Origin of the sequence: Cellulophaga geojensis KL-A (genome assembly GCF_000568425.1) — a bacterium.
GTDB lineage: Bacteria > Bacteroidota > Bacteroidia > Flavobacteriales > Flavobacteriaceae > Cellulophaga > Cellulophaga lytica.
Genome location: NZ_ARZX01000018.1, coordinates 24,738 through 36,412, shown reverse-complemented (window position 1 = coordinate 36,412; position 11,675 = coordinate 24,738). Strand labels below are relative to the sequence as shown.

Here is an 11,675-nt window from a genome sequence, read left to right as displayed (position 1 = left end):
GAAGCCCGTATTGTTTATAGGTGTTGTTGTAAAGCGTATTTTTATTCCAATTTTGCAATTAAACCCCAACCGTTTGCCTTATCCATAACAACACAATGAATTTTATTTACTCCTTTTTCAAGGGGCAGGTATAATTTATTGGTATTGATATTAATATGTCCCATGTATTGAATTCCTTTTGCTCTAAAGGCATTATTGCCTTTAAAAACTGCTTTCCCGTTTAAATAGACTATTATTCTGTCACTATAATCAAATGAGAAAAGTTTTGTTTCATCATTATCGGAATTTACCGTGGTTGATGCTACGATATAATCTTCTTCATTCTGTTCGAAGTTGCCAGAAGAAGACTTTTTTATGTATTTAGAAATAGGTAAAAGACCTGTCGCCTCAGTTTCAACGGTAATGTATTCTTCCTTTAATAAATTTTCAAATTGTATATCTTCTGCCTTGTATGGTTTTGATTTCGTTATTTTCCATTTTGTAATAATTGCAGGGTCAACAGCGACAATGCTGTCTTTTTTGGCACCTTCTACGGCATCTTTGGGTGTAAATCTAAAGTTTGAGAACCGATTTGAGAACAATGCAAAAAGCCCAATTTCTCCAGTAGTATGTTCTGTTCTTAGTTTGTCAATTGTCATGACTTTTTTATCGTTTACAAAAACCTCGGCACTTTGGTTGTTTACTTCGATTCGTAAGCTGTTCCAACCTGTTTTCTTAAATGAAACCCTTGCTTGTTTTTCTCTAAATAATTGCCAATTCGACTCATTGTTAAATATGGGCGTATACTGAACAGCATCAACTTGGTTCGATTTATGCATTCTCATATATACTTCTTCCATATTGTTATTTTGCCTTCTAAACGTAATCCCTGCAAAACTTCTAATGGTGTTTGCATATACTTCCACCTCAATGGTGCCGTTTGCAAATTTTTGATTTTTAACCGTAATTCTTCCTCCGTTTAAAACCAAGGTTTCCCTATTGTCAAATTTTTCAAACGTAGTTTCTTCTGAAACATTCCAATTCGAAGCGACCATGTCGACTTTTATTTCAGAGCCTTGAGCAATAGCTAGTTGAAAACTCAAAAAAGCAATGATTGAACAAATTATTTTTGTCATGATTTTTAATTTTTATTTAGGACAAAAATCCGATTTAATAGCCTTATCACCGTATCACTTTAATATTAAATACTATCATTTTGGTATTTTTTTCTATAATCGGAAGGATTGATATCTTCCATTTTCATAAAAAATCTTGTCAAGTTATTTGGCTCACTAAAATTTAAGTCATGGGCTATTTCCGATATTGTTTTATCGGAATAGCGGAGTTCAGTTTTTATCTCAAGTAGTAGCCTATTGCTGATAATTTCCTTTGTTGTATATCTAGTGTGGTCTTTGACCAAAGCATTAAGTTGATGGCGGGTTACATTTAATAAGTTGCAATATGCTTCAACTGTATGCGAGGAACGAACATTTAGTTCGAGTAGTTCTTTAAATTTATAAATTATTGAATTCGATTGTGTGTTTGGCGAAATATTGTAGCATTTTGAATACAATCGATTGAGCTTTGACAAAGAAAAATACAATAGCGAACGCAAGATATGGGGGCTATCATTTTGATAATTTTTTATCTCGGAGATAATTTCGTTCAAGGCCAATCGTATAAAAGTGTAATCATCTTTTTTCAGTTGCAAAAATTGAGGGTGCTGAGAATTATAAAAATATTGTAGCCGGTAAGTGAACAGTTTATCACCAAAAAAGTCGGATAAAAAATCACTCTGAAATACAAGGTGAAAACCTTTAATGCCAGATAGGTCAATCATACAGCATTTTTTTTGGAAGGGGGAAATAAAAAAAAAGCTATTCTTTTTAATTTCCAACAATTGCCCGTTTAATTCTATGCTTCCATTCGCTTTTTCAAAAACCATAATCTCAAAAAAATCGGTGGTCTGTGGATTGGGGTCAAAGAAAACATTTGGATTACCTTCGAACTTGTTTAAGTCCATTAGCAATTCAAAGCCGTACTTTGATTTTTCAAAAATGAATTTTCGCAAAATCGAAATTTTCAATTATTAGTTTTTTATATGCTTTACAACTATATATAAACGCAATTAATTGCGTTTATTCACCCCTATTGGCGTAATAAATGCACATTTTCTATTCTTAGTGCTTAATTTTCTTACAATATAAAAACATTTTTTGTTGTAGAATTACAGATATGTGTAAATACATTAAAATAATTTATAAATGGTACCAATTGGCTGTTAGTTTGTATTTTTTTATCTTAGCTATTAAACGCACTTTATGTTATAAACATAAAACAATATGAAAAACACCAAAGAAAAAGTAAAATGGTATAATTATATTTTTGCTCCTGGTGGTATAATTTTAACATTACTAATTGCTAAAATTATATACTGGTTGTTTACTCACATTTAAAGAGGTATACCAATGAGCAAAAAAAATATTTTTAGAGCACTACTGCTTGTCTCTACAGTAGTGTCTTTATTTTATGTGCCTTGGCCTATTGTAACCGCTTGGCTTAAACCTATACCAAATACTATACAGCAGCAACTAAACCAAACTATTAATTATGGTTTTGATGGTGTTATACTATACGTAGATGTTGCTGGTAAACCGCCTGCTTTTTATGCCAATGGTTGGCATAATAAAGAACAAAAAATTGCTGCTAAACCAAATGCTTTATTTAAAATTGCTAGCATAGATAAATTGTACACTGCTGTTGCCATTACCAAACTTATTGGACAAAATAAACTAGACCTAAACAAAAGCTTAGCTTATTATTTTCCTGAGCTTAATGGCAAAATTGAGTATGCAGATAAAATTACTGTAAAAATGATGGTACAACACCGCAGTGGCATCCCTAATTATACTAATACTCCTAATTTTTGGAACAACCCCACACAAAATGCTCAAGAAGCTCTTGAGTTAATAAAAGGTTTACCTGCTAACTTTAAACCCAATACAGATTACGAGTATAGCAATACCAATTATTTGCTACTTTCTTTGCTTATAGAAAAAGCATCTAAACAATCAAAATTTAATTATATAAAGCAAGTTATTTTAGATCCGTTAGGTGTTACAAACACTTATAACTCTATTAAAGATATTAACTTAGATAACTTAATGAGTGGTTATTACGTTGGTATACAAAAGGACATAAAAACCACAAATTATGGCTCTATGATTGCTACTGCAGAAGATGTTGGTATATTTTTACGTGCTTTAAATAATGGTAGCTTATTTACTGGTAATGAAAATGAAATTTACGCTTCAATATACAAGTACAACCATACCGGCCTTATACCTGGCTACCAAAGTATTGCAGAGTACCATAAAAATATAGACGCTGTTGTTGTGCAGTTTACCAATACTACAGATTTTAGTGGCTACAACTGGAACTTATCTGAAATATCATACAACAGAATTATAAAAATTATTGAACAAAATAATGGTAAATAGTCCTATTAAAAATAAAGAAAACGTATTTACATTTAAACACCTAAACTAAACGGTACGTTGCCTTACCTTTGCTAAAAACAGAAGTTACTATATGCAAATTTTAAAAACGCATTACCACCCAGATGTTAAAACACTAGAAAACAAATCTGTTTTTACCAGACTTGCTACCAGAAGTATTGCTATTAAAGGAGCTAATATTTTACTACTTTACACAGAAAGGTATGAGGATTATAGTTTGCCTGGTGGTGGTTTAGATAAGGATGAGGACTACGTAAATGGTATGATACGTGAGCTTGTTGAAGAAACTGGAGCCAAAGACATTACAGATATTAAGCCATTTGGTGTTTATGAGGAATACAGACCTTGGCACAAACCAGAGTTTGATATTCAGCATGTGATATCTTACTGCTACACTTGCTCTGTAAATGAGGTATTGGGAGTTTCCAAAATGGAATCTTACGAAATAAAAAATGGTATGTCTGCCAAATGGGTTAACATTTTTGATGCTATTAAACACAATGAAAAAACTATGGCTACTAGTGACAAAAAAGGAATGTCTATAGAACGAGAAACTTTTTTACTAAAGCACATTGCTGCACAGTTAATTTAGTGATTGCCTCTACTCTTTTATTTTAGTATAATCTTTTAAACCCCATTGGTCTAAACTCCTTAAAATTTGCTCTAAAGATTTTCCTCTGGGTGTTAATCCGTATTCTACCTTTGGCGGTACTACTGGGTATATCTTTCTAAAAACTAATTCATCTTTCTCTAATTCCCTTACTGTTTGTGTAAACATTTTGTTAGAGATACCAGAAATTTTCTTTTGTAGTATACCAGACCTTAAATCTTCATCTAGTAAATGAAAAAGGATTAATGGTTTCCACTTTGTTCCTATTAAATTCATTGTATAATTTAACGGACAGCTAATTTCTTTATTCAAAATTAAAATTTTATTATATTAAAAATCAGCAATTTACTCTTTTAGGTAACTATATTACTTTTTAGTAAGTTATTGCCAACAAGGCAAATATAATTTAATTTTGCGGTCTAATTTAGAACTTATGAAAAATAACAAAGATTATCCTAAATCATTTTCACATATAGGAATTACTGTTCCTGACATTCACAAAGCTGTAGAATTTTACTCTAATGTAATGGGTTGGTACATAATTATGCCTCCATCAAAAGTAAAAAAAGAAGCAGAAACAGCTATTGGGCAAATGTGCATAGATGTTTTTGGTGAGGATTGGACAGAGTTTGAGATTGCTCACTTAGCAACATCTGACGGCATTGGTGTAGAATTGTTTTCTTTCCCACACGGAATTAAAGAAGCTCCAGAATTTAATCCTTTTAATACTGGTTTATTTCACTTTTGTATTCAAGATCCAAATATTGAAGAACTAATTGCTAAAATTGTAGCAAACGGTGGTAAACAAAGAATGCCTGTTAGGGAATATTACCCAGAAGACAAACCTTTTAAGATGTGTTATGTAGAAGACCCTTTTGGAATTGTTTTTGAAATATATACCCATAGCTATGAGTTAACTTACTCCTCTGGAGCGTATGCCAAATAAATATTATAAAAATATGCTGTAACAAGCAAAGAACTAGTTATTTAGGCTCTTTGCTTTTTTATGTTTATAATGATGTTATACTGTCTGTATTTAGTAATTTAGTGGCTCAAAATAGTTTGTTTTAACACTATTTACTACTGTAGTTCACTAAATAAAATTTGATGTTAAGACACCAGAACAAAAACAGAACTTTTAAACACAATTTACAAATTGCAACAGTACTATCATTAGTTGCTGGTATGGTAAATGTTTCTGGTTTTTTAGAATTTAAGCAACTAACAACAAATGTTACCGGACATTTTGCGCTTTTTATATATGACCTTACTAATTTTGATTTTTGGAAAGGAACTATTTACTTTTTATATATTTTCTCGTTTTTGTTTGGCTCCTTTACATCTAGTTTTCTTATTGAAAAGTACAGAGCAAATAAAAAACTAAATGTTTTTGTTATTCCTACGGTCATAGAATCTGTAATTTTAATTTCTATTGCGCTTTTTAGCAACTTTATAGCAATAAAACACCCCAATGCTATTGCCTGCTTATTACTATTTGCAATGGGTTTACAAAACTCATATGTTACCAAAATATCTAATGCCATAGTTAGGACCACACATTTAACAGGACTTTTTACAGATTTGGGAATAGAAATTTCTCAGTTGTTTTTTATAAAATCTGCTCCACATAAACAAAACCTAAAATCTACTATTAAACTAAGAGTCTACATTATTTTATTCTTTTTTGGAGGCGGACTCATTGGTGGTTTCTTTTTTTCTAAATTGAATTTTAGATTAAATACACTTAGTATTGCTGCTGTTATTTTATTAATTAGTTTGTTTTATGACGATTTTAGATACAAATTAATTAAAAGAAAAAGAAAGTATAATCAAAAGAAACTTAAAAATTAAATGGGTTTAATCAGTTACATATTTGGCAGTAAAAAAGTTTTTAATCATCCTTATTTAGGTGAATTTGTTAGTCAAAGAATAAAGGGTAACAATACTTCTAAAACTTATTACTGGATTGGAAAAACTAATTTATATTACAATGATAGCGCTGATTGTGTGACATCTATTTTTATAAACGGAAATAATACTAGCCCCTACCCTAACCAATTAAATTTTATATCCGATTTACTTAAAAACTGGAAAAACGACTACTTACTTAAAATTGAAAATAAAATAAGCAACCAAGATTTTTTAAAAAAACAAGAGTTAAAAAACTGGAAAAATGAGTTTTTTCTTGCTGCTATATACACAAATAACGATAAAGGTCTAGATTTTGAGCTAAACCTAGAGTCTAAACAAAACCAAGAGTATCCTACAATAAGTATAGCAGTAAAAAATGGTAGTATTTCTAAAGTTGAGTTATATTAATAAAACTATATGCTATGTAAAGCATATTTACTGTATTTTAAATAGCCAAAAAAGTTTCTTTATGGTTTACTTCAAATTATAACTTCATATAAAACTAGTCTTTTATATTTGTAAAATAATTTATTGGTTACTAATAGTAACATTAAGTTAAATCTTAAATTAAAATTAAACTAATGGAATTAAAAAGGTTGTCTTACAAACACAAGAATAGTAAAATAAAATACTACGGAAAAAACTATTTAAGACAGCTTATGCCTGTAAGTTTTTATCAGAAAAAGTTACAAAAAAAACTGAATAGTATTAATAGCCTAAGTAAAGATGAAATTGAAGAAATTAATACTAGAGTAAACTATTACAATAAGTTAGATACTCCTTTTAATTTATCTGAAGAAGCAAAAAGATTTGATGAGTTAGAGCTAAAAAAAGGTTCTAAAGAATATTTTTTTGATGTGTATGAATATGGGAGATATTTTAAACAGTCTTTAAAAGCCCATTTTTTATTTGGTGATATAACAAAGGTATATAAAGAACCCGCTTTTGTTAAAAGTAGACCTGTTAGTAATACTAACCAAAACTCTATTTTATTAAAATGGAATAAGGTTAGACACTTTATGTTTGTTAAAAAAGATAAAGTACCTTTTGCTAAAAAGAAGAATATATTAGTTAGTCGTGGTCAAATTTTTAAATCACAGCCCCATAGAATTAAATTTTTAGAAATGTATTTTAATCATCCTATGTGTGATATTGGTATGGTAAATACTCATAAAATTATAGAGAAATGGAAAGTGAATAGAATGACTATTTCTGAAAAACTTCACTACAAATTTATTCTGTGTCTAGAGGGTAATGATGTTGCTAGTAATTTAAAATGGGTAATGTCTTCTGGCTCATTAGCTGTTATGCCTAAAGCTAAATTTGAGACTTGGTTTATGGAAGGTACTCTTATACCAGATTACCATTATGTTGCTATAAAAGAAGATTTTTCTGATTTAGAAGAAAGACTACAATTTTATATAGATAACCCAGATAAGGCACAAGAAATTGTAAAAAATGCTAATGAATATGTTCAAAAATTTAAAAACAAAAAGAGAGAAGATTTAATATCTCTTCTTGTTATGAATAAATATTTTGAAAAAACCAATCAGTACTAAAGCAGTTGCTAAAAGATGAAAAATTATAAGGCATTTGAAACAGACAGGTTATACATTAAACCTACTACAGAAGAAGATGCTGAATTTATTTTTCAACTTTTAAATTCTCCTAAGTGGTTACAATACATTGGTAACCGAAACGTAACCAATATTTCTGATGCTAAAACGTATATAAAAGAGAAAATGCTACCTCAGCTTTACCAATTGGGCTTCTCTAACTATACCGTTATTAGAAGGGAAGACAACGTTAAAATTGGCTCTTGTGGTTTGTATAACAGAGACGGTTTAGAGGGTATAGATATAGGTTTTGCCTTTTTAGCAGAATATGAAAAAAAAGGGTATGCTTATGAAGCTACCAATGCTCTAAAACATACTGCTTTTTCTACATTTAATTTAAAAGAAATTAGTGCTATTACCACTAAAGATAATATCAATTCTCAAAATTTACTGGTAAAATTAGGTTTTAAATTAACAGGAACCACAACCTTACCTAATGATGATGAAGTGTTGTTACTTTTTAAAATAAGTAACAATTAAGCGTTTAAAAAGCCTCTAAACTTAATAAATTAGATAAATTACATTGTTTCTATAAATATATAGTGCTAATTTCGCCGGCTAATTCTATACTAATACAGCAGATTACTAAGGTAATTTTAAAGCATAAATTAGTATTATTAACTATTACAAAAACCACAAGTTATGCGTTTAGGTTTTATACTATTGTTACTTTTATGTTCATTTACTGGTTCTGCTCAGCAACTAAACAAACCTACAGATAGTACCACTATCTGGAAAACTTTTAAGTATGATGCCAACTCATCATGGCGTGGTATAAAACACTCTGTAACTAGACCATTACATTGGAAAGGAAAGGACTTTGCTAAGTTTGGAAGCCTATTTGTTGGTACTGCTATAATTGCAACTGCAGACAGGCAAACTAGTGACTTTTTTATAAATCAAGAACAACACTTACCACACGCTGTAAAAGAATTTGGTTTTTACTTTGCTAAGCCACAATACTATTTTGCGTTAAATGCAGGTGTTTACGGTGTTGGCTTATTTACTAAAAATGAACAAATACGTAAAACAGGTGTTTTAATTATTTCTTCATCTATTACTGCTGGGTATTTACAAATTATGGCGCGTTCTGCCTTTGGGCGCGCAAGGCCATATTCTGGTAAAGATCCATATACTTTTAAACCTTTTGAGGGTACAGAAGAATACTTTTCTTTTCCGTCCGGACATACAGTTTTGGGGATGACGGTAGCACATTCTATTGCTAAACAGGTAAACAATACTTGGGCAAAAGTTGGTATTTACTCTGTTGGTAGTTTGCCTGCAATATCTAGAATGGTAAACGGATCTCATTGGTTAAGTGATGTTGCCTTTGGTGCTGCATTTAGCATTTTTGTTGTAGATGGTATAGATAAATTTTTGTTTAAAGAAAAGTTGTACGACTACCCTATTAAACCAAAACTAGTTACCTGGAATTTAAAATTTTCTGGTAGTCAAATTGGTATTGTTGGTACTTTTTAAAAATATTACTTTTTTCTTATTAACCTGTTTTACGCATATTAAATTTAACTGTAAACAGCTGTCTTGTATAGTAAGCTTACTATTGTAAAGCCTATATATGATGGTTAGTAAGCAGAATTATGTAACTGTTTATTTAGTAAATGTGTTAAATAATCTTAAATAGTTTTTTATATCAAAGCAACTGCTTAGCTTTGCATTGTAGTTATATTAATAATGGCACGTAAAAAACAATATAACGAAGAAGAAGTAATAAAAAAAGCTATGGGCCTTTTTTGGCGTAATGGCTATGAGTCTACTACTGTTCGTATGTTAGAAAAAGAAATGGGTATAAACCAATTCTCTATCTACTCTAGTTTTAAAAACAAACAAGGAGTGTTTTTAGAAAGCGTTAAATACTACAAAAAACAAATTAATACTATTAAAGATAAACTTAAAGCATCTAACAACGGTATTGTTGGCATTAAGCAATATTTTTATGATTTTATTGAGTTTTCAAGCGAAGGAAAACTACGCAAAGGATGCCTTGTAACCAATACAGTAAATGAGGTTAAAGAAGAGGAAGAACCTGAGGTAATAATAGAGCTTAAAAAGTTTGCCAATGAAATTAGAGATTTATTTGTAAGCAATTTAAAACAAGACGACAAAAAGAGTAACACCTTAGTACAACAACAAGCAGATTATTTAATGAATGCAATTTTAGGCTTGTCTATAGCATCTAAAGTGTTTACTAAAGAGCAATTAAATAATATAATAGAAGTTACATTTACAAACCTGTAACATTTTTTTTACAATATAACTAAGCAACTGCTTAGTTTTAAATTCAAACAAAAATTAATAACATAAAAATTAAAATTATGACAACTTTAAAAGTACACAACATTGAGTCTGCACCAGAAGCTGCAAAACCATTACTAGAAAAATCTAAAAAAGCGTATGGTATGATACCTGGTTTACACGGGGTATTAGCTAGTTCTCCACAAATTTTAGAAGCTTACCAAACATTGCATGAGTTATTTACTCAGACTTCTTTTAACGAAGCTGAGCTAACTGTTGTATGGCAAGCAATTAATGTAGAACACGCTTGTCATTACTGTGTTCCTGCACATACAGGTATTGCTAAAATGATGAAGGTTGATGATGCAATTATTGATGCCTTACGTGATGAAACTCCGTTAGAAGATGCAAAATTAGAAGCTTTGCGTACAATGACTTTAGCTATTGTTAAAAATCGTGGTAATGTTTCTAAAGAAGAGTTAGATGCTTTTTATGCTGCTGGTTATGGAGAACAGCATGTTTTAGAAATAATTTTAGGTTTATCTCAAAAAGTAATTAGTAATTACACAAACCACATTGCTAATACACCTGTAGATGAAGCTTTCCAAAAATTTGCTTGGTCTAAAAAATAAAAAATTGTCGCAATATGTTGTTTTTTTTAGAATGAAGAAGATAGCGACATTTAACCTTCCGTTTCCCCTGCGGAAGGTTATTTTTTATCAATAATAAAACTTAAAGAAAACACAAATAAGTATGCACACATATTTACAATTTGTAATTTTATGTGTGACACTGTTTTGGTGTTTAAAATAAATAAAAAGTTATGATAAAAGTATCTGTAATGTACCCAAATGGCAAAGACGTAGAGTTTAATGCCAACTATTACAAAACAAAACATTTACCAATGGTTGTAAATGCGCTAGGAGATGCTCTAAAAGGGCTAGAATTAGACCTAGGTATGGCAAGTAGAGTTCCCGGAGAACCTGCACCTTATGTGGCTATTGCTCACTTAAAATTTAATGATATTGAATCTTTTCAGGCTTCTTTTACACCACACGCTAAAACATTTGCTGCAGACGTAGTAAATTATAGTAACGTACAAGGAGAGTTGCAAATTAGCGAACTAATTACATTTTAAATTATGGGTGATAAAATAAAGATTGATGTTGTTTCTGATGTTGTTTGCCCTTGGTGTGCCATTGGATACAAACGCTTAGAACAGGCTATTACAGAAATGGGTATTCAAGATAAGATAGAACTAGAATGGCAACCTTTTCAATTAAATCCTAATATGCCTACTAATGGTCAGGATTTAGAAGAGCATATTACAGAAAAATATGGCTCTACTCCAGAACAGCAACAAGAGTCACAAGAACGTATGACAGATTTTGGAGCTGAACTTGGGTTTAAATTTGATTATTTTAAGGGAATGCGTATGGCAAATACTTTTGATGCACACGTATTGTTAGAATATGCTAAAGAAAACGGAAAGCAAACACAATTAAAAATGCGTTTAATGAATGCCTTTTTTGGCGAACGCAAAGATGTTTCTAACAGGGACATTCTTAAACAAGAGCTAGAGACTGTTGGCCTAAATACCAGTGAAGCTTTTGCTTTATTAGACAGCCAAGACAAAAGAACTAAGGTTAAGTCTGATGAAGATTATTGGAAAAGTCTAGGTGTAAACTCTGTACCTACCGTAGTTTTTAACCGTAAAAGTGCATTAACAGGTGCGCAACCTGTAGCTGTTTATAAACAAGTATTAACTGAGTTATTAGAATCTTAAGC

General features: G+C 30.5%; 15 protein-coding genes. 12 read left to right on the top strand and 3 right to left on the bottom strand.

Annotated features, from left to right (window positions below; translation table 11 throughout):
* Window positions 1-41 precede the first annotated feature (41 nt).
* Window positions 42-1,115 (bottom strand): family 16 glycoside hydrolase, encoded by a 1,074-nt coding sequence (locus tag KLA_RS13010; protein ID WP_034646313.1) that lies wholly within the window; start codon window positions 1,113-1,115, stop codon window positions 42-44.
* Window positions 1,116-1,180: 65 nt separating this feature from the next.
* Window positions 1,181-2,065, bottom strand: a complete 885-nt coding sequence (locus tag KLA_RS13005; RefSeq protein ID WP_235183575.1) for a helix-turn-helix domain-containing protein — start codon at window positions 2,063-2,065, stop codon at window positions 1,181-1,183.
* A gap of 382 nt (window positions 2,066-2,447) precedes the next feature.
* Here KLA_RS13005 and KLA_RS13000 point away from each other — a divergent pair, with 382 nt between their 5' ends.
* On the top strand, window positions 2,448-3,479 hold the full coding sequence (locus KLA_RS13000) for a serine hydrolase domain-containing protein (RefSeq protein WP_034646312.1): 1,032 nt from the start codon (window positions 2,448-2,450) through the stop codon (window positions 3,477-3,479).
* Between the two features lie 91 nt (window positions 3,480-3,570).
* Entirely contained in the window at window positions 3,571-4,089 is a 519-nt protein-coding gene (locus KLA_RS12995; protein WP_034646311.1) for an NUDIX hydrolase, read from the top strand.
* A gap of 9 nt (window positions 4,090-4,098) precedes the next feature.
* Here KLA_RS12995 and KLA_RS12990 read toward each other — a convergent pair whose 3' ends face one another.
* Window positions 4,099-4,383 carry a winged helix-turn-helix transcriptional regulator gene (locus KLA_RS12990; protein ID WP_051456107.1) on the bottom strand — a complete coding sequence of 95 codons (285 nt, stop codon included), beginning with the start codon at window positions 4,381-4,383 and terminating at the stop codon, window positions 4,099-4,101.
* 157 nt (window positions 4,384-4,540) lie between these two features.
* Here KLA_RS12990 and KLA_RS12985 point away from each other — a divergent pair, with 157 nt between their 5' ends.
* The 10 genes from KLA_RS12985 to KLA_RS12940 all read left to right on the top strand — a co-directional run bounded on the left by KLA_RS12985 (window position 4,541) and on the right by KLA_RS12940 (window position 11,673).
* Window positions 4,541-5,053 carry a VOC family protein gene (locus KLA_RS12985; RefSeq protein ID WP_034646309.1) on the top strand — a complete coding sequence of 171 codons (513 nt, stop codon included), beginning with the start codon at window positions 4,541-4,543 and terminating at the stop codon, window positions 5,051-5,053.
* Window positions 5,054-5,214: 161 nt separating this feature from the next.
* Window positions 5,215-5,958 carry a YoaK family protein gene (locus tag KLA_RS12980; protein ID WP_034646308.1) on the top strand — a complete coding sequence of 248 codons (744 nt, stop codon included), beginning with the start codon at window positions 5,215-5,217 and terminating at the stop codon, window positions 5,956-5,958.
* The gene (locus KLA_RS12975; protein ID WP_034646307.1) at window positions 5,959-6,426 is read left to right on the top strand and encodes a hypothetical protein; all 468 of its coding nucleotides are present in this window, start codon (window positions 5,959-5,961) and stop codon (window positions 6,424-6,426) included.
* A gap of 173 nt (window positions 6,427-6,599) precedes the next feature.
* Entirely contained in the window at window positions 6,600-7,577 is a 978-nt protein-coding gene (locus tag KLA_RS12970) for a glycosyl transferase family 90 (RefSeq protein ID WP_034646306.1), read from the top strand.
* 15 nt (window positions 7,578-7,592) lie between these two features.
* On the top strand, window positions 7,593-8,114 hold the full coding sequence (locus KLA_RS12965; RefSeq protein ID WP_034646305.1) for a GNAT family N-acetyltransferase: 522 nt from the start codon (window positions 7,593-7,595) through the stop codon (window positions 8,112-8,114).
* Window positions 8,115-8,276: 162 nt separating this feature from the next.
* Entirely contained in the window at window positions 8,277-9,113 is an 837-nt protein-coding gene (locus tag KLA_RS12960; protein ID WP_034646304.1) for a phosphatase PAP2 family protein, read from the top strand.
* A 213-nt stretch (window positions 9,114-9,326) separates the two neighbouring features.
* Window positions 9,327-9,890, top strand: coding sequence for a TetR/AcrR family transcriptional regulator (locus KLA_RS12955; protein ID WP_034646303.1), 564 nt, complete (start codon window positions 9,327-9,329; stop codon window positions 9,888-9,890).
* A gap of 77 nt (window positions 9,891-9,967) precedes the next feature.
* Window positions 9,968-10,519: a carboxymuconolactone decarboxylase family protein gene (locus KLA_RS12950; protein WP_034646302.1), complete on the top strand. Its 552-nt coding sequence runs from the start codon at window positions 9,968-9,970 to the stop codon at window positions 10,517-10,519.
* 191 nt (window positions 10,520-10,710) lie between these two features.
* Window positions 10,711-11,025 carry an EthD family reductase gene (locus tag KLA_RS12945; RefSeq protein ID WP_034646301.1) on the top strand — a complete coding sequence of 105 codons (315 nt, stop codon included), beginning with the start codon at window positions 10,711-10,713 and terminating at the stop codon, window positions 11,023-11,025.
* Between the two features lie 3 nt (window positions 11,026-11,028).
* Window positions 11,029-11,673 (top strand): DsbA family oxidoreductase, encoded by a 645-nt coding sequence (locus KLA_RS12940; protein ID WP_034646300.1) that lies wholly within the window; start codon window positions 11,029-11,031, stop codon window positions 11,671-11,673.
* Window positions 11,674-11,675 lie beyond the last annotated feature (2 nt).

What these genes read in the sequence shown, in the direction of transcription:
- KLA_RS13010 (WP_034646313.1), bottom strand. Translation starts at nt 1,115, where the DNA reads ATGACAAAAATAATTTGTTCAATCATTGCTTTTTTGAGTTTTCAACTA.
- KLA_RS12975 (WP_034646307.1), top strand. Translation starts at nt 5,959, where the DNA reads ATGGGTTTAATCAGTTACATATTTGGCAGTAAAAAAGTTTTTAATCAT.
- KLA_RS12965 (WP_034646305.1), top strand. Translation starts at nt 7,593, where the DNA reads ATGAAAAATTATAAGGCATTTGAAACAGACAGGTTATACATTAAACCT.
- KLA_RS12980 (WP_034646308.1), top strand. Translation starts at nt 5,215, where the DNA reads ATGTTAAGACACCAGAACAAAAACAGAACTTTTAAACACAATTTACAA.
- KLA_RS12940 (WP_034646300.1), top strand. Translation starts at nt 11,029, where the DNA reads ATGGGTGATAAAATAAAGATTGATGTTGTTTCTGATGTTGTTTGCCCT.
- KLA_RS12995 (WP_034646311.1), top strand. Translation starts at nt 3,571, where the DNA reads ATGCAAATTTTAAAAACGCATTACCACCCAGATGTTAAAACACTAGAA.
- KLA_RS13000 (WP_034646312.1), top strand. Translation starts at nt 2,448, where the DNA reads ATGAGCAAAAAAAATATTTTTAGAGCACTACTGCTTGTCTCTACAGTA.
- KLA_RS12960 (WP_034646304.1), top strand. Translation starts at nt 8,277, where the DNA reads ATGCGTTTAGGTTTTATACTATTGTTACTTTTATGTTCATTTACTGGT.
- KLA_RS12950 (WP_034646302.1), top strand. Translation starts at nt 9,968, where the DNA reads ATGACAACTTTAAAAGTACACAACATTGAGTCTGCACCAGAAGCTGCA.
- KLA_RS12985 (WP_034646309.1), top strand. Translation starts at nt 4,541, where the DNA reads ATGAAAAATAACAAAGATTATCCTAAATCATTTTCACATATAGGAATT.
- KLA_RS12990 (WP_051456107.1), bottom strand. Translation starts at nt 4,383, where the DNA reads ATGAATTTAATAGGAACAAAGTGGAAACCATTAATCCTTTTTCATTTA.
- KLA_RS12945 (WP_034646301.1), top strand. Translation starts at nt 10,711, where the DNA reads ATGATAAAAGTATCTGTAATGTACCCAAATGGCAAAGACGTAGAGTTT.
- KLA_RS12970 (WP_034646306.1), top strand. Translation starts at nt 6,600, where the DNA reads ATGGAATTAAAAAGGTTGTCTTACAAACACAAGAATAGTAAAATAAAA.
- KLA_RS12955 (WP_034646303.1), top strand. Translation starts at nt 9,327, where the DNA reads ATGGCACGTAAAAAACAATATAACGAAGAAGAAGTAATAAAAAAAGCT.